This is a genomic window from Rahnella victoriana, from assembly GCF_021276285.1.
Lineage (GTDB): Bacteria > Pseudomonadota > Gammaproteobacteria > Enterobacterales > Enterobacteriaceae > Rahnella > Rahnella victoriana.
On the sequence record NZ_CP089919.1, the window covers coordinates 2136087 to 2153169 of the forward strand.

General features: G+C 54.5%; 14 protein-coding genes. 12 read left to right on the forward strand and 2 right to left on the reverse strand.

Features of this window, described 5'->3' with window-relative positions; genetic code table 11:
* The first annotated feature begins 1 nt into the window (after window position 1).
* From mutL to J9880_RS09960, 12 genes are all read left to right on the forward strand, one after another.
* Entirely contained in the window at window positions 2-1903 is a 1902-nt protein-coding gene (gene mutL / locus J9880_RS09905; RefSeq protein WP_119823425.1) for a DNA mismatch repair endonuclease MutL, read from the forward strand.
* Window positions 1896-2837, forward strand: a complete 942-nt coding sequence (miaA, locus tag J9880_RS09910; RefSeq protein ID WP_095923702.1) for a tRNA (adenosine(37)-N6)-dimethylallyltransferase MiaA — start codon at window positions 1896-1898, stop codon at window positions 2835-2837. Before mutL ends, miaA begins: the two co-directional genes overlap by 8 nt.
* A 114-nt stretch (window positions 2838-2951) precedes the next feature.
* Window positions 2952-3260 carry an RNA chaperone Hfq gene (gene hfq / locus J9880_RS09915; protein ID WP_095923701.1) on the forward strand — a complete coding sequence of 103 codons (309 nt, stop codon included), beginning with the start codon at window positions 2952-2954 and terminating at the stop codon, window positions 3258-3260.
* Between the two features lie 98 nt (window positions 3261-3358).
* Entirely contained in the window at window positions 3359-4663 is a 1305-nt protein-coding gene (gene hflX / locus J9880_RS09920) for a ribosome rescue GTPase HflX (protein WP_095923700.1), read from the forward strand.
* A 33-nt stretch (window positions 4664-4696) separates the two neighbouring features.
* Window positions 4697-5995 carry an FtsH protease activity modulator HflK gene (gene hflK / locus J9880_RS09925; protein ID WP_095923699.1) on the forward strand — a complete coding sequence of 433 codons (1299 nt, stop codon included), beginning with the start codon at window positions 4697-4699 and terminating at the stop codon, window positions 5993-5995.
* Between the two features lie 2 nt (window positions 5996-5997).
* Entirely contained in the window at window positions 5998-6996 is a 999-nt protein-coding gene (gene hflC / locus J9880_RS09930; protein WP_095923698.1) for a protease modulator HflC, read from the forward strand.
* A gap of 94 nt (window positions 6997-7090) precedes the next feature.
* Window positions 7091-7291 carry a DUF2065 domain-containing protein gene (locus J9880_RS09935; protein WP_095923697.1) on the forward strand — a complete coding sequence of 67 codons (201 nt, stop codon included), beginning with the start codon at window positions 7091-7093 and terminating at the stop codon, window positions 7289-7291.
* Window positions 7292-7435: 144 nt separating this feature from the next.
* Window positions 7436-8734, forward strand: a complete 1299-nt coding sequence (locus J9880_RS09940; protein ID WP_095923696.1) for an adenylosuccinate synthase — start codon at window positions 7436-7438, stop codon at window positions 8732-8734.
* A 228-nt stretch (window positions 8735-8962) separates the two neighbouring features.
* Window positions 8963-9388 carry a nitric oxide-sensing transcriptional repressor NsrR gene (gene nsrR / locus J9880_RS09945; protein WP_095923695.1) on the forward strand — a complete coding sequence of 142 codons (426 nt, stop codon included), beginning with the start codon at window positions 8963-8965 and terminating at the stop codon, window positions 9386-9388.
* A gap of 41 nt (window positions 9389-9429) precedes the next feature.
* Window positions 9430-11928, forward strand: coding sequence for a ribonuclease R (gene rnr / locus J9880_RS09950; protein ID WP_095923694.1), 2499 nt, complete (start codon window positions 9430-9432; stop codon window positions 11926-11928).
* 214 nt (window positions 11929-12142) lie between these two features.
* Window positions 12143-12886 carry a 23S rRNA (guanosine(2251)-2'-O)-methyltransferase RlmB gene (gene rlmB, locus J9880_RS09955; protein WP_095923693.1) on the forward strand — a complete coding sequence of 248 codons (744 nt, stop codon included), beginning with the start codon at window positions 12143-12145 and terminating at the stop codon, window positions 12884-12886.
* Window positions 12887-13022: 136 nt separating this feature from the next.
* On the forward strand, window positions 13023-14654 hold the full coding sequence (locus J9880_RS09960; protein WP_119823421.1) for an isovaleryl-CoA dehydrogenase: 1632 nt from the start codon (window positions 13023-13025) through the stop codon (window positions 14652-14654).
* A gap of 10 nt (window positions 14655-14664) precedes the next feature.
* On the opposite strand, the gene bsmA is transcribed toward J9880_RS09960, so the two are convergent.
* The gene (gene bsmA, locus J9880_RS09965) at window positions 14665-14976 is read right to left on the reverse strand and encodes a biofilm peroxide resistance protein BsmA (protein ID WP_095923691.1); all 312 of its coding nucleotides are present in this window, start codon (window positions 14974-14976) and stop codon (window positions 14665-14667) included.
* A 95-nt stretch (window positions 14977-15071) separates the two neighbouring features.
* Window positions 15072-17021 carry a methyl-accepting chemotaxis protein gene (locus J9880_RS09970; protein WP_232770392.1) on the reverse strand — a complete coding sequence of 650 codons (1950 nt, stop codon included), beginning with the start codon at window positions 17019-17021 and terminating at the stop codon, window positions 15072-15074.
* Window positions 17022-17083 lie beyond the last annotated feature (62 nt).

Sequence of the window (17083 nt, forward strand, 5' to 3'; positions counted from 1 at the left end):
TATGCCGATCAAGGTACTGCCGCCGCAACTTGCTAACCAGATAGCAGCGGGCGAAGTTGTCGAAAGACCGGCTTCCGTGGTGAAGGAACTGGTGGAAAACAGCCTTGATGCGGGCGCAACGCGCATTGATATTGATATCGATCGCGGCGGTGCCAAGCTTATCCGTATTCGCGATAATGGTTGTGGCATTGGCAAAGACGATCTGGCACTGGCACTGGCGCGACATGCGACCAGCAAAATCACCTGTCTTGATGATCTGGAAGCTATCCTCAGCCTCGGTTTTCGTGGTGAAGCGCTGGCGAGTATCAGTTCCGTCTCGCGTCTGATCCTGACCTCGCGCACCGCAGAACAGAATGAAGCCTGGCAGGCGTACGCCGAAGGGCGCGACATGGCGGTGACGGTCAAACCGGCGGCGCACCCGCAAGGCTCGACCGTGGAAGTGCTGGATTTGTTCTACAACACGCCCGCCCGCCGCAAATTCATGCGCACCGAAAAAACCGAATTCACCCATATCGACGAAGTCGTCCGGCGGATTGCGCTGGCGCGCTTTGACGTGTCCGTCAATCTCAGCCACAACGGCAAGCTTATCCGCCAGTATCGTGCGGTGAAAGACCCGTCGCAGTCTTCCCGCCGTCTGGCCAGTATTTGCAGCCCGACGTTTGTCGAGCACGCGCTGGAAGTGGAATGGAGTCACGGCGATCTGGGCATCCGTGGCTGGGTGGCCGATCCGGCAGGTTCGCGCAGCCTGACGGATATGCAGTATTGCTATGTGAACAACCGCATGATGAAAGATCGCCTGATTAATCATGCGATCCGCCAGGCGTATCAGGATCAGCTCAAAGACGATCAGCAGCCCGCGTATGTGCTGTATCTGGATGTCGATCCGCATCAGGTGGATGTCAATGTGCATCCGGCCAAACACGAAGTGCGTTTCCATCAGTCGCGGCTGGTGCATGATTTTATTTACCAGGCGGTGATGTCGGTATTGCAGCAGGCGGGCGCGCCCGTTCTGGATGAGCCACAGCTTCAGGAAGATACGCCGCGCTGGCAGCAGGAAAACCGGCAGGCTGCGGGCGGAAATCATTTCTCGCAACCGGCAGAAAGAAAAGCACCGCCATCCCGCGAAAACGTGTTTCCGGAAACCGCACGGGCCAGTCAGCCGCGTGAGCCTGCTTTTCGCAGCAACGAACCGGCGTACAATCCTTCTGAAAGCAAGGCGTATGGCCGTTTACTGCAATCTGCGCCGGAGTCATTTTCCTTGCAGGAACCGGCGCCCGCCGTGGCACAGCCCGCTAAGCCTGCCGTTTCTGTGGCCCGTACACTGACTGAACCGGCGCTGGAATCCCACAGCCAAAGTTTTGGCCGGGTACTGACGGTGTGTTCAGCGGAATATGCGTTGCTTGAGCGTGGCAAACAGCTGGTGTTGTTGTCATTGCCGGTGGCCGACCGCTGGCTGAAATGGGCGCAACTGACGCCGCCGGAAGACGGGTTGCGGCCGCAGCCGTTGCTCATTCCGCTGAAACTGACAATGAATAAAGAAGAGATCGCCGTCCTGACGCGCCATCAGGCGTTATTGCAGCATTTTGGTTTAGAAATGCTCAGCGAGTCACAGCGTGTGACGGTTCGCGCGGTACCTTTACCATTACGCCAACAAAATTTACAAAAGTTGATACCTGATCTGTTAGGTTACCTTGCTGTTCAGCAGGAGGTGACTTCTGATGCGGTAGCTATGTGGTTTGCCCGCCACTGCGGCTGCGAGCACGAGGTCTGGACGATTTCACAAGCCATACAATTACTCACGGATGTTGAGCGTCTTTGCCCGCACTTGGTGAAATCGCCCCCGTCCGGACTTCTGCAACCTCTTGATTTACAGCCCGCGCTGGCGGCTTTTAAGCATGACTGACTCTGAAAAAAACGCGCTTCCCCCGGCGATCTTTATTATGGGGCCGACCGCATCCGGCAAAACGGCACTGGCGATGTCGCTGATGAAGCACCTGCCTGTGGAGCTGATCAGCGTCGATTCCGCCCTGATCTATCGCGGGATGGATATCGGTACAGCGAAACCGACAGCAGAAGAACTGGCTGACGCCCCGCACCGGTTGATCGATATTCTTGACCCGACGGTGGCGTATTCGGCCGCAGACTTCCGGAAAGATGCTTTACGCGAAATGGCGGAAATAACCTCGCGCAATAAGATCCCGTTATTGGTAGGGGGGACTATGCTTTATTTCAAGGCATTGCTCGAAGGTCTTTCACCGTTACCTCCGGCAGATCCCGCAGTGCGCGAACGTATCGAAAAGCAGGCTGCAGAGCAGGGTTGGGAGGCGTTACACGATCAGTTGCGCGATATCGATCCGGTCTCGGCTATGCGAATTCATCCGAATGATCCACAGAGACTGTCCAGAGCACTGGAAGTTTTTTTTATTTCGGGTAAAACTTTAACGGAACTGACTAAAATTTCGGGTGAAACATTACCCTATCGCGTATATCAGTTTGCGATTGCGCCGACCCGCCGTGAATTATTACATACGCGGATCGAGGAACGTTTTAGTCAGATGTTGTCCAATGGTTTTGAAGACGAAGTCAGAACGCTGATAGCTCGCGGCGATTTGCACACGGATTTGCCTTCCATTCGTTGTGTGGGTTATCGCCAGATGTGGTCATATTTATCTGGTGAATTCGATTACGATGAAATGGTTTATCGTGGTGTTTGCGCGACACGACAGCTGGCCAAACGTCAGATGACCTGGTTGCGGGGTTGGGAGGGTGTCGAATGGCTCGATTCTGAGAAGCCAGAAGAGGCCTTAAACCGTGTAATTCAGGTTGTTAGTGCATAGGTTGGGTGATTGTGTACAATTGATGAGTACTCAGCGCGCAAATTTTTTATGTGATTTATTTTCGAGCCGATAGGCTCAAAGTTACAAACAACAAACTAATAAGGAAAAGATAGAATGGCTAAGGGGCAATCTTTGCAAGATCCGTTCCTGAACGCATTGCGTCGTGAACGTGTTCCGGTTTCTATTTACTTGGTGAATGGTATTAAGCTGCAAGGCCAGATTGAGTCTTTTGACCAGTTTGTCATTCTGTTAAAAAATACGGTTAGCCAGATGGTGTATAAACACGCTATCTCCACCGTAGTGCCTTCCCGCCCGGTGTCTCACCATAGCAATAATCCAGGTACGGGCAGCACCAACAATTATCACCATGGTAGCACTCCGTCTGCGCAACAGCCGCAGCAGGAAAACGATGACGCTGAATAAAGCGCAGCGTTGGTCAACCACGAAGGGGTTCATAAGTATTCCGATTATGCTTATGCACCCCCGGCTGGCGAATTTTTCCCAAATGAGAGGTCGCAAGCTTGTTTGACCGTTATGAAGCCGGTGAGCAGGCCGTACTGGTTCATATCTATTTCTCGCAAGACAAAGACACGGAAGACCTGAGCGAATTTGAATCGCTGGTATCTTCTGCAGGTGTAGAGGCGTTGCAAGTCGTCACCGGGAGCCGCAAGGCACCGCACCCAAAATACTTTGTCGGTGAAGGAAAGGCCCAAGAAATCGCAGATGCCGTCAAAGCAACGGGCGCCTCTGTCATCCTGTTTGATCACGCCTTGTCTCCCGGCCAGGAAAGAAACCTGGAAGCCTTATGCGAATGTCGCGTTGTCGACCGCACCGGATTGATATTAGATATTTTTGCCCAGCGGGCCCGAACACACGAAGGTAAGTTACAAGTAGAACTGGCGCAATTACGCCACATTGCTACCCGACTGGTTCGCGGCTGGACACACCTTGAGCGACAGGGCGGCGGCATTGGCGCGCGTGGCCCGGGTGAAACCCAGCTCGAAACTGACCGCCGTTTGTTGCGGGACAGAATCACCTTGATCCTCAGCCGTCTTGAAAAAGTGGCTAAGCAGCGTGAACAGGGGCGTCGTTCACGCGTTCGTGCGGATATTCCGACGGTGTCTTTGGTGGGGTATACCAACGCCGGGAAATCCACACTCTTTAACCGTATTACTCAGGCCGATGTTTATGTGGCCAATCAGTTGTTTGCTACGCTGGATCCTACGCTGCGCCGTATTATGGTGGCAGATGTCGGGGAGACGGTTTTGGCGGACACCGTAGGGTTTATTCGTCACCTGCCCCATGATTTGGTTGCGGCCTTTAAAGCAACGTTGCAGGAAACCCGACAGGCATCTCTGTTACTCCATGTGATTGATGCAGCGGACATCCGTGTTCAGGAAAATATTGACGCGGTGAATACGGTGCTGGCAGAGATCGAAGCAGATGAAATTCCTGCGCTGTTAGTGATGAACAAAATAGATATGCTGGACGATTTTGTCCCGCGTATCGACCGCAACGAGGAGAATTTGCCGGTCAGGGTTTGGCTTTCCGCCGTGACAGGTGAAGGTATTCCGTTGCTTTTCCAGGCATTAACGGAGCGACTCTCTGGCGAAATCGCGCAGCATGAATTGTGCTTACCGCCGGAAGCAGGCCGACTTCGTAGCCGTTTTTACCAGCTTCAGGCCATTGAAAAAGAATGGATTGAAGAGGATGGCAGTATTGGTCTGATGGTGCGAATGCCCATCGTTGACTGGCGTCGCCTCTGCAAACAAGAGCAGGAACTGGAAAGCTATGTCCGCAACCAGAGCCTGACTGATTTAGCCTGAAGAACACCAATCATAGAATAATGGAGCTATAACATGGCGTGGAATCAGCCCGGTAATAACGGACAGGACCGCGACCCCTGGGGCAGCAGCAATAATAATAGCGGCAACTCTGGTGGAAATTCTGGTGGGAATAACGACAACAAAGGCGGCCGCAATCAGGGGCCACCTGATCTGGATGATATCTTCCGTAAGCTCAGCAAAAAACTGGGGGGCTTCGGTGGAAAAGGTTCAGGCAACAACAATAACAGCAACAATGGCGCGCCAGCGGGTTCCGGTCATGGAATGAGTGGCGGCCGGATTGTCGGCATCGCAGTCGCTGCGGTGGTGGTGATCTGGGCAGCTACTGGTTTCTATACCATTAAAGAAGCCGAGCGTGGCGTTGTGACCCGTTTTGGTAAGTTCAGCCATCTGGTTGAGCCGGGCCTGAACTGGAAACCGACCTTCATCGATGATGTGCGCGCAGTGAACGTAGAATCGGTACGTGAACTGGCTGCGTCTGGCGTGATGCTGACCTCTGATGAAAACGTCGTGCGCGTTGAAATGAACGTGCAGTACCGCGTGACGGATCCTGAAGCTTATCTGTTCAGCGTCGCTAATCCTGACGACAGCCTGAGCCAGGCAACGGACAGCGCCTTGCGTGGCGTTATCGGCAAATACACGATGGACAAAATCCTGACTGAAGGCCGTACCACCGTGCGTAGCGATACCCAACGTGTACTGGAAGAAACCATTCGTCCGTACAAAATGGGTATCACCATTCAGGACGTCAACTTCCAGACCGCGCGTCCGCCGGAAGAAGTGAAAGCATCCTTCGATAACGCCATCGCCGCCCGTGAAAGAGAGCAACAATCTATTCGTGAAGCAGAAGCTTATGCGAACCAGATCCAGCCTCTGGCAAACGGTGAAGCCCAGCGTTTACTGGAAGATGCAAAAGCCTATAAAGACCGTACCGTTCTGGAAGCACAGGGTGAAGTGGCCCGTTTCTCCAAACTGTTGCCTGAATATAAAGCCGCGCCGGAAATTACCCGCGAGCGTCTGTATATCGAAACAATGGAAAAAGTCCTCAGCCATACCCGTAAGGTGCTGGTGAGTGACAAAGGCAATAACCTGATGGTTCTGCCGCTGGATCAAATGCTGCGCGGAAATAACGCCGCAGCCAACGACACCAGCAAGAATGATGACACAGGTTTACTGCCTTCCGTTCCGGGGTTGACCAGCAGTAACAGCAAAAGCAGTGCCGATAACAGCAGTTCCCGTTCGTCTGGCAGTGTCATGGACCAACGCCGTGCCAATGCACAGCGTGACGATACACTTCGTGTAGGGAGAGAATAACAATGCGTAAGTCATTTTTACTTATCGTCGTTGTGGTGCTGGTGGCGCTTTATGCTTCACTGTTTGTGGTTCAGGAAGGTCAGCGCGGTATCGTGCTGCGTTTCGGTAAAGTCCTGCGTGACGGCGATAACAAACCGCTGATCTATGCGCCGGGTCTGCATTTTAAAGTTCCATTCGTGGAATCCATTAAAATGCTCGATGCGCGTATCCAGACCATGGACAACCAGGCTGACCGCTTTGTAACCAGCGAGAAGAAAGACTTAATCGTCGATTCTTACCTGAAATGGCGTATCAGTGATTTCAGTCGCTACTACCTGGCAACGGGCGGTGGTGATGTGTCTCAGGCAGAAATTCTGCTGAAACGTAAATTCAGTGACCGTCTGCGTTCTGAAATTGGTCGTCTGGATGTGAAAGACATCGTGACCGATTCCCGTGGCCGCCTGACCCTGGACGTGCGTGATGCGCTGAACACCGGCAGCACAGGCGATGAGCCTGAAGCGACCACCGAAGCCGATGATGCGATTGCCTCAGCAGCCAAACGTGTTGAGCAGGAAACCAAAGGCAAACAGCCTGCGGTGAACCCGAACAGCATGGCAGCACTGGGTATCGAAGTGGTGGATGTGCGTCTCAAACAAATCAACTTGCCGGAAGAAGTGTCCAGCGCCATTTACGATCGTATGCGCGCTGAGCGTAATGCGGTGGCATTGCGTCACATCTCTCAGGGTAAAGAAGAAGCGACTAAGATTCAGGCAGCTGCGGATTACGAAAGAACCCGTACAGTGGCTGAAGCTGAGCGTACTGCCCGTATCACCCGGGGTGAAGGGGATGCCGAAGCGGCGAAACTGTTTGCTGATGCGTTCAGCCAGGATCCGGACTTCTATGCCTTCATCCGTAGCCTGCGTGCTTACGAGGCCAGCTTCAAGAGCGGTAACGACGTCATGGTGTTAAGCCCTGACAGCGATTTCTTCCGCTTCATGAAGTCACCTGAAAAAAATAAATAATTGCTTCTGCAATTTCCAAAAGGCCCTGAGGGGCCTTTTGTCTTTTCTGAAATCCTTCTCTTTTTTGGAAGGGATGCAATGAGACTGACTTACCATGAATTCGACAATCTGGCTGGCGCTGGCATTAGTTTTGGTGCTTGAAGGCCTGGGACCGATGCTTTATCCAAAAACCTGGAGAAAAATGATCCTCTCGCTGGCGAATCTTCCGGACACGGTTTTACGCCGTTTTGGCGGGGGTCTTGTGGTCGCCGGCTTCGTAATTTACTACATGTTGCGTAGTCGTCTGGGTGGGTGAGGTTTTGTTACATCCTGCGTGTCACGTCTCGCTGCGACCCGTAGCACGCAATTAAAATTTTTCCCGCAAACGTGTGCTAAAAGTGCTGGAAAGCACAGAATGAGATGTTAGAATCCTTTTTTAAGCAACCTGGTGATTCTTGAGATGGGTAAGAACGTCGTCGTACTCGGCACTCAATGGGGTGATGAAGGGAAAGGCAAGGTCGTAGACCTGCTTACTGAACGGGCTAAATATGTTGTGCGCTATCAGGGCGGTCACAACGCCGGTCACACTCTGGTTATCAACGGTGAAAAAACCGTTCTTCATTTAATTCCGTCTGGCATTTTGCGTGAAAACGTGACCAGCATCATCGGCAACGGTGTTGTTCTGGCTCCTGACGCCTTAATGAAAGAAATGGGCGAACTTGAAGCTCGTGGCATCCCTGTACGCGAACGTCTGTTACTGTCTGAAGCTTGCCCGCTGATCCTGCCTTATCATGTCGCGCTCGACATGGCGCGCGAAAAAGCGCGTGGCGATAAAGCGATTGGCACCACCGGTCGCGGCATTGGCCCGGCTTATGAAGATAAAGTTGCCCGTCGCGGTCTGCGCGTAGGTGATCTCTTCAACAAAGAAACTTTCGCTATCAAGCTGAAAGAAATCATCGAATACCACAACTTCCAGCTGGTTAACTACTACAAAGTAGACGCCGTTGATTACCAGAAAACCCTGGATGATGTCATGGCGATTGCCGACATTCTGACGGGCATGGTCGTTGATGTGTCTGAACTGCTGGATGGCGCGCGTAAGCGTGGCGATCTGATCATGTTCGAAGGCGCACAAGGTACGCTTCTGGACATCGACCACGGGACTTATCCGTACGTCACGTCTTCCAACACCACGGCTGGCGGCGTCGCTACCGGTTCGGGTATTGGTCCACGTTATGTCGATTACGTTTTGGGCATCGTCAAAGCCTACTCCACCCGTGTGGGTGCAGGTCCGTTCCCGACTGAACTGTTTGATGAAACTGGCGAGTTCCTGCGTAAGCAAGGTAACGAGTTTGGCGCGACCACCGGTCGTAGCCGTCGTTGCGGCTGGCTGGACATCGTGGCTGTTCGTCGTTCTGTGCAGATCAACTCCCTGTCTGGTTTCTGTCTGACCAAACTGGACGTGCTGGACGGTCTGAAAGAAGTGAAGCTGTGTATCGGTTACCGTATGCCTGATGGCCGCGAAATGACCACCACGCCGCTGGCAGCAGAAGGCTGGGAAGGTATCGAGCCAATCTACGAAATCATGCCAGGCTGGACCGAAACCACCTTTGGCGTGAAAGAAGTTGATAAATTGCCGCAGGCTGCGCTGAACTACATCAAGCGTATCGAAGAACTGACTGAAGTGCCGGTGGATATCATTTCAACAGGCCCGGATCGTAGCGAAACGATGATCCTGCGCGACCCGTTTGACGCCTGAAAGCCTGAGCTGATTGCGTAAAAACGTCATAACCGGGCAAAACTGCCCGGTTTATTTTTTTCTGAATCCCTTCACTTGTGTACTTTCCAGAAACCATCCACTATCTAAATGATTAGCTGCAAAGTTCGCGGCTGGTTTATCATCAAAGTGTCATAATAAACAATCATCTTCACCCTGTTGTCATTGCTGACGTGGAAAGACCGGGTAAATAGCTACCCAGAGGTATGTGTGCAGTTAACGAGTTTTACTGATTATGGTTTGAGAGCATTGATTTATATGGCGTCGTTGCCTGAAGATCAGATGACCAACATTTCGCAGGTCACCGACGTGTACGGTGTATCGCGCAACCACATGGTGAAAATCATTAATCAGTTGAGCCGTGCTGGCCTGGTGACTGCCGTTCGCGGAAAGAACGGGGGAATAAAACTGGGTAAGCCCGCGGAAACCATTCGCATTGGCGATGTGGTGCGCGAGCTGGAACCGCTTTCGCTGGTCAATTGCGCCAGCGACTTTTGTCATATCACGCCCGCATGCCGGCTAAAACAAGTCCTGCACACTGCTGTAGAACATTTTCTTGATGAGCTGAATCAGTACACTGTGGCCGATATGGTCAAAGATAACTCAACGCTCTACAAATTATTGCTTGTTGAATGAAAGACTTTCAACAAACTGCTGATGACAACGGAGGAACCGCTATGTCACAAGATCCATTCCTGGAACGAGAAGCAGAAAAATACGAATCACCTATTCCCAGCCGTGAATTCATTCTGGAACACCTCGCGAAACGTGAAACACCTGCCAGCCGAGAAGAAATCGGTAACGAACTGAACCTGTCCGGTGAAGAAGCACTGGAAGCGCTGCGCCGCCGTCTGCGCGCCATGGAACGCGACGGTCAGTTAGTGTTCACCCGCCGCCAGTGTTATGCGCTGCCGGAGCGTCTGGACTTACTGAAAGGCACGGTTATCGGCCATCGTGATGGCTACGGTTTCCTGCGCCTCGAAGGCGTCAAGAAAGACGATGTGTATCTTTCTGCTGAACAAATGAAAATGTGCATCCACGGTGACGTGGTACTGGCACAGCCGGTCGGTACCGACCGCAAAGGCCGCCGCGAAGCGCGCATTGTGCGTGTGCTGGTGCCGAAAACCAGCCAGATTGTTGGCCGTTACTTCACCGATGCCGGCGCCGGTTTTGTGGTGCCGGACGACAGCCGTCTGAGCTTTGACATCCTGATCCCCTCCGACGCCATTAACGGCGCGCGCATGGGCTATATGGTTGTCGTTGAACTGACCCAGCGCCCGACCCGCCGCACCAAAGCGGTCGGTAAAATCGTTGAAGTGCTCGGCGATAAAATGGGCACCAGCATGGCGGTAGATATCGCCCTGCGTACCCATGAAATCCCGCACGTCTGGCCGCCACAGGTGCTGAAGCAGGTCGAAGACCTGAGCGAGCAGGTGCCGGAAGAAGCGAAAAAAGGCCGTGTCGATTTACGCAGCCTGCCGCTGGTCACCATTGACGGTGAAGACGCCCGCGACTTCGATGACGCCGTGTATTGCGAGAAAAAACGCGGCGGTGGCTGGCGCCTGTGGGTGGCGATTGCCGACGTCAGTTATTACGTCCGTCACGGCACCGCGCTGGATGACGAAGCACGAAGCCGTGCAACGTCAGTTTACTTCCCGTCGCAGGTTGTCCCGATGCTGCCGGAAGTGCTGTCGAATGGTCTGTGTTCCCTGAACCCGCAGGTAGACCGCCTGTGTATGGTCTGTGAGATGACTATCTCTGCGCAGGGCAAGCTGACCAGCTCTAAATTCTACGAAGCCGTGATGAGCTCTCACGCGCGTCTGACGTACAACAAAGTCTGGCGCATCATCGAAGGCGATCCGGAACTGCGCGAGCAGTATTCCCCGCTGGTGAAGCATTTGCTTGAACTGCACACCATGTACAAAATGCTGGATCAGGCGCGTGCCGAACGTGGCGGTATCGCGTTCGAAACCGAAGAAGCGAAATTCATCTTCAACGCTGAACGCCGTATCGAACGTGTCGAACCGACGGTGCGTAACGATGCCCACAAACTGATTGAAGAGTGCATGATCCTGGCGAACATCGCGGCGGCACGTTTTGTTGAGAAACATAACGAACCGGCGCTGTTCCGCGTGCATGACCGTCCAAGCGATGACCACATCTCTGCGCTGAAAAGCGTGCTGGGTGAACTGGGTCTGGTGATGGGCGGCGGCATGAAGCCTGAGCCAAAAGATTATGCGCAGATCATGGATGAACTGGCCGATCGTCCTGACCGCGAAATGCTGCAAACGATGTTGCTGCGTTCGATGAAACAGGCGATTTACGATCCGGAAAACCGCGGCCACTTTGGTCTGGCGTTACCGTCGTACGGTCACTTCACTTCGCCAATCCGTCGTTATCCGGATCTGGCGCTGCACCGTGCGATCAAGTATCTGCTGGCGAAAGAGCACGGCACGCTGAAAGATCGCTGGACGCCAACCGGCGGCTGGCACAGTGATTACGAAGACATGTTGCAGCTCGGCGAGCATTGTTCGATGGCAGAACGCCGTGCGGATGAAGCCACCCGTAACGTCGCTGACTGGCTGAAGTGTGACTTCATGCAGGATCACGTGGGCGAAGTCTTTACCGGCATTATCGCCAGTGTTACCGGCTTTGGCTTCTTCGTGCGTCTCAACGATTTGTTCATCGACGGGCTGGTGCATGTGTCCTCGCTCGACAATGATTATTACCGTTACGACAATATCGGCCAGCGTCTGGTCGGTGAGTCCTCCGGTGCGGTGTACCGCCTGGGCGATACGGTAGAAATTCGTGTTGAAGCCGTGCACATGGACGAACGTAAAATCGATTTCGCGCTGGTGTCCAGCACCCGCAAAGCGCGTGGTGAAGGCAAAACCGCACGCGACCGCGCCAAAAAAGGTGGCGAGCGTTCCATGCGTTCAACGGCACCGGCCAACGCGGGTCGCCGTCGTACCGGTAAGAAAAACGTGAACTTCGAGCCGGACAGTGCCTTCCGCAAAGACGACGCGAAACCGGCTAAGCCGAAGAAAGAAAAAGCGGCTGGCGCAGTGGGTAAGGACGGCAAGCCGAAGAAAGCCAAAAAGCCTTCTGATAAAACAGCCAAAATTGCTGCGGCCACCAAAGCCAAACGTGCGAAGAAAAAGTCAGCCGAAAGCTAAGCCAGACGGGCTGGTATTCTACCCGAAAGCATTCAGGTTGCAGGAAGGCGGCAAACGAAGGAATCCCGATGAGCTTACTCAGGTAAGTGATTCGGGTGACTGAACGTAGCCAACGCATCTGCAGCGTGAATGATGAAGGGTATGATAGAATCGCCCGCAATCCCTGTTAAATTGCGGACAGCTTGCTGTACGCAAGTCTATTTTAAAGAGCATCATGAGCGAAATTATCTACGGTATTCATTCCGTTAAAGCCTTACTCGACAACGATCCGCAACGCTTTCTGGAAGTCTTCATCCTGAAAGGCCGCGACGATAAACGCCTGAAACCGCTGATCGACGAGCTGGAAGCCAGTGGTATCGTGATTCAGGTGGCGAGCCGCCAGTGGCTGGATGATAAATCCGAAGGCGCTGTGCATCAGGGCATTATTGCGCGTGTGCGTGAAGGCCGTCAGTATCAGGAAAATGATCTGCCTGCGCTGCTGGAAAGCCTTGATTGTCCTTTCCTGCTGGTGCTGGATGGCGTAACGGATCCGCATAATCTGGGTGCTTGTCTGCGTACAGCGGATGCCGCCGGTGTTCACGCGGTGATCGTGCCGCGCGACCGTTCTGCGAAACTGAACGCGACAGCGAAAAAAGTCGCCAGTGGCGCCGCTGAAAACGTGCCGTTGATCAACGTGACCAACCTGGCGCGTACCCTGCGCGTGTTGCAGGAACACAATGTCTGGATCGTCGGTACGGCGGGTGAAGCCGATCATGACCTGTTCCAGAGCAAAATGACCGGCCCGATGGCGCTGGTGATGGGCGCAGAAGGCGAAGGTATGCGCCGTCTGACCCGCGAACATTGCGACGAACTGATCAGCATTCCGATGGCGGGCAGCGTGTCTTCCCTGAACGTGTCCGTGGCAACCGGCGTTTGCCTGTTCGAAGCCGTACGCCAGCGTGGTCTGAAGAAAAGCTGATTTCGGCTTTCTCCGCTGCGGATTAAACGGGAGCCTTATGGCTCCCGTTTGCATTTCTGCCTTTGTGATCTGTCCGCCTGTTAATTCCCCGATTTTTACCATACTTACGCCATATCCTTCTGACAGGGAGCAGGCGATGGACTGGGAAACACACCGGGTTTTCAATCAACCCAAGCCACTGAGTAACAGCAATTTATTCCTCTCCGACACACCGCTACGCGAAGCGGTTTCCCGTCAGCAGGCGGGCTGGGATGCGGACGTGCTGGCGTCACTGGGCCAGCAATTAGGTTCTGCGGAGTCGCTGGAGCTTGGGCGGCTGGCGAATACCAATCCGCCCGATCTGCTGCGTTACGACACCACCGGTGAACGCCTCGATGACGTGCGCTTTCATCCTGCGTGGCATCTGCTGATGCAGGGGCTGATCGCCAACCGGGTGCATAATTTGCCCTGGCAGGAAGATGCACGCATCGGTTCGGCAGTGGCGCGTGCGGCGCGATTTATTCTTCACGGTCAGGTTGAAGCCGGCACGTTATGCCCGGTGACCATGACATTCGGCGCGATCCCGCTGCTGCAAAAGTACCTGCCGCCGGAATTCAGTGACTGGATGAAACCGCTGTTATCCGATCGTTATGATCCGCATCTGCAATCCGGCGACCAGAAGAAAGGCGTGCTGATCGGCATGGGCATGACGGAAAAGCAGGGCGGCTCGGATGTGCTGAGCAACACCACGCGGGCGACAGCGCAGGAAGGGCGCGGCAGCGGAAAACCTTATCATCTGATCGGCCATAAATGGTTTTTTTCCGTGCCGCAAAGTGACGCCCATCTGGTGCTGGCGCAGGCCGACGGCGGGCTGTCCTGTTTCTTTATGCCACGGGTATTACCCGACGGCACGCGCAATGCAATCCGCATCGAGCGTCTGAAAGACAAACTGGGTAACCGCTCGAACGCCAGCAGTGAAGTGGAGTTTCAGAATGCTACCGGCTGGTTGCTGGGTGAAGAAGGTGAGGGCATCCGGCACATCCTGAAAATGGGCGGCCACACGCGGTTTGACTGCGCGCTGGGCAGCCACGCCATGATGCGCCGGGCGTTGTCCGTGGCGCTGTACCACGCGTTCCAGCGGCAGGTGTTTGGCAAGCCGTTAATCGAACAGCCGATGATGCGCCAGACCCTCAGCCGGATGGCGTTACATCTTGAAGGGCAGACGATGCTGCTGATGCGTCTGGCTGCCGCGTCAGGCGCACAGGATAATCCGGCGGAAAACTTGCTGTGCCGTCTGCTGACGCCTGCCGCCAAGTTTGAAGTGTGCCGTCAGGGAATGCCGTTTGTGGCAGAAGCGATGGAAGTGCTGGGCGGTATGGGCTACTGCGAAGACAGCGAGTTACCGCGCCTGTACCGTGAAATGCCGGTCAACAGCATCTGGGAAGGATCGGGGAACGTGATGTGTCTTGATGTCCTGCGGACGCTGAAAAAGCTGCCTGCCAGTGCGGACATGGTACAGCAGATTTTGCATCAGGCGCGCGGGCAAAACCGGGTATTTGACCGGGCATCGCGCCAGTTTTTACAGCGGCTGCGTTCGCCGGAAGAAGCGCAGGGGAGATGGCTGACAGGTCAGATGTTCAACCTGCTGACAGCCACGCAAATGCTGGAATTTGCCTCGCCGCCGGTGGCGGACGCATGGTGCCGGATGGTGCTCGATCCGCGCGGAGAAACATTGCTGCCGGAACGGCTGTGCCAACTGTTAATCAACCGCGCTATCGGCGCGGAATAATCCAGGGCGGTCAGCGGTACAGCGTCGCCTGAGAGTACCAGCGACCCGGCACGATGGTTTCGCTGTTAAACATAATCACATAGTAACGGGCACCTGCGGCATCGGCTTTACGCTGAATTTCTGCTTCGGCATCCATCGGACTGCCAATGACATCAGCGGTGACGCTGCCGGTTTTGGTCAGGGTGGAGGTCTGTGCGCGGGTAATTTCCTGTGCTTTTTCTGTCGGTGCGGGGGGCGCAACCGGAGTGGTTTGCATCAGATTACTGCAACCGCTCAGTGATGCCAGCAACAGCAACAGCGCGGGGATTCGGAGGGATTTCATCGTGATATCCGGTAAAAGGGCGTTACCCTGAGTGTAGCCCTTTCACCGGTCTGCTGGCGAGTCTGCGCGGCGTTTATTGCCGCGCGAACCGCATTCTATCGTTCGGAAATTTTAAACACGCTGACCAGTTGCGAGAGATGGCGGCCCTGTTCGCTGAGCGCCGCTGCGGTTTGCTGCGAATTCTCCACCAGCGTGGCGTTCTCCTGCGTTGCCTTGCCGATCTGCATGATGGCGATATTCACCTGCGAGATACCGGAAGACTGCTCGTGCGACGCCACATCGATATCGCTCATCAGCACTTTGACCTGACGGATCCCCTGAAGGATGTCGCTCATGTTGGCCTGCGTTTTGGCCGCGCTCTGATGGCCGTCTTCGACTTTACTCAGGGAGTCGGCAACCAGCGTTTCAATCTCTTTCACCGCGTTGGAACTGCGTTGTGCCAGCGCCCGGACTTCCGAGGCGACGACGGCAAAGCCGCGACCGTGTTCACCCGCTCTGGCGGCTTCCACGGCCGCGTTCAGCGCCAGAATATTGGTCTGGAAGGCGATGCCTTCAATCACCGTCGTGATATCGGCGATACGCGTTGAGGCGTGCTTAATGGCCTCCATGCTCTCCACCGACTGATTTACCGCATCCGCGCCGACGGTGGCGGCTTTATCGGTCTGTTGCACCAGCTGAGTGGCCTGCGTGGCGTTGTCCGCCGTGTTCTGCACAGTCGCGGTGATCTGTTCCATGCTGGCCGAGGTTTCTTCCAGGCTGCTGGCCTGCGTACCGATTTGCTGATTGATCTGCTCGCTGTCGTGCGCCAGCCCCTGAGTATTCATCATGATTTCAGACGACACCTGCCGTACCTCACCCACGATTTTTTCCAGCCCGTGACCGATGCCGTCAATCGCATGCATCAGTGCGCCGATTTCATCCACACGCTGCGTTTCAGCCCGCGCGCGCAAATCGCCGCTGGCATACTGCTGGGCGATGCTCACCACGTCGCTCAGCGGACGGCTGACCAGTTTGCGCGTCAGCCAGATAAACAGTGCAGCGAAACAGGCCAGCGCCAGCAGGCTCACCATCAGGAAGTGGTTACGCGTGCTGTTGACCTGTTCCATCAGGCTGTCTTTGTCGGTGCTGCCGACCACCACCCAGTGCCATGCCGGTACGCTGGCGTACACCATAAATTGCTGATGCTGGCTGGTGACGTCTGTGTATTCGCGCTGGCCTTTGGGCTGTGACATGACCTGTTGTAACTCACCATCAGGCCACGCGGGTGTTTTGCCTTCATCGCTGGAATGGACCAGATATTTGCCCAGATCTTTGCCCGGTGCACTGTTCAGCACAAAGAAATAGCCTTGCTCACCAATCCGTTTTGAGAGAATTTTCTGGCGCATGTCGGCGTATTCTCTGGTGATATCCACCCCCACGAAGATAATGCCGATCACGCTGCCCTGTGCATCGCGCACCGGCTGATATTTGGTGATGTATTTCTTGCCGAACAAGGTCGCCAGTCCATTGAAGGATTGTCCGGCCATAATCTGTGCGTAAGCCGGGCTGGAATTGTCGAGCAGGGTGCCGATGGCGCGGGTGCCGTCCTGTTTTTTCAGAGAGGTGGTCACGCGGATGAAGTCATCACCACGACGGGCGAATATCGTGGAAATCGCTCCGGTGCGGGCCAGAAAATCATCGGGAATTTTGCTGTCGAGATTCAGCGGCGTGCCGCCCGCTTTAATCACCGGCGCAGACTGATCGCCGACACTCACCGGGTTGCTGGTATCAAGTTCAAAATCCGACGGCAGGAAATGGCTGAACAGGCGCGTATAGCTGTCCACTTCCGCATTCAGGCTGGCGTTGTACATTTCTATCATGTCCACCACGCCGGTCACCTGTTCGGAAATGGCGTTCACCGCCAGTTCATTGACCTGCTTTCCGGCGGAGTGCGTCAGTGACAAAGTGAAAATAATAAAGAGTGAGCCGACGAGCAGTGAGGCGATGCTGGCCAGTTTTGCGCCAATGCTCCAGCTGCGAAATGCGCGTTTTGATGCCGTTTTCATGGTTTTTTTCCGTTAGCTTCTGATAGCGCACTAACGGCGAAAAACGGCAAAGGATTAATGAT

Excerpts from the sequence above, each read along its gene's own strand:
- mutL (WP_119823425.1), top strand. The coding sequence starts at position 2 with ATGCCGATCAAGGTACTGCCGCCGCAACTTGCTAACCAGATAGCAGCG.
- hflK (WP_095923699.1), top strand. The coding sequence starts at position 4,697 with ATGGCGTGGAATCAGCCCGGTAATAACGGACAGGACCGCGACCCCTGG.
- hfq (WP_095923701.1), top strand. The coding sequence starts at position 2,952 with ATGGCTAAGGGGCAATCTTTGCAAGATCCGTTCCTGAACGCATTGCGT.
- rnr (WP_095923694.1), top strand. The coding sequence starts at position 9,430 with ATGTCACAAGATCCATTCCTGGAACGAGAAGCAGAAAAATACGAATCA.
- J9880_RS09940 (WP_095923696.1), top strand. The coding sequence starts at position 7,436 with ATGGGTAAGAACGTCGTCGTACTCGGCACTCAATGGGGTGATGAAGGG.
- hflC (WP_095923698.1), top strand. The coding sequence starts at position 5,998 with ATGCGTAAGTCATTTTTACTTATCGTCGTTGTGGTGCTGGTGGCGCTT.
- bsmA (WP_095923691.1), bottom strand. The coding sequence starts at position 14,976 with ATGAAATCCCTCCGAATCCCCGCGCTGTTGCTGTTGCTGGCATCACTG.
- J9880_RS09960 (WP_119823421.1), top strand. The coding sequence starts at position 13,023 with ATGGACTGGGAAACACACCGGGTTTTCAATCAACCCAAGCCACTGAGT.
- miaA (WP_095923702.1), top strand. The coding sequence starts at position 1,896 with ATGACTGACTCTGAAAAAAACGCGCTTCCCCCGGCGATCTTTATTATG.
- J9880_RS09970 (WP_232770392.1), bottom strand. The coding sequence starts at position 17,021 with ATGAAAACGGCATCAAAACGCGCATTTCGCAGCTGGAGCATTGGCGCA.
- J9880_RS09935 (WP_095923697.1), top strand. The coding sequence starts at position 7,091 with ATGAATTCGACAATCTGGCTGGCGCTGGCATTAGTTTTGGTGCTTGAA.
- rlmB (WP_095923693.1), top strand. The coding sequence starts at position 12,143 with ATGAGCGAAATTATCTACGGTATTCATTCCGTTAAAGCCTTACTCGAC.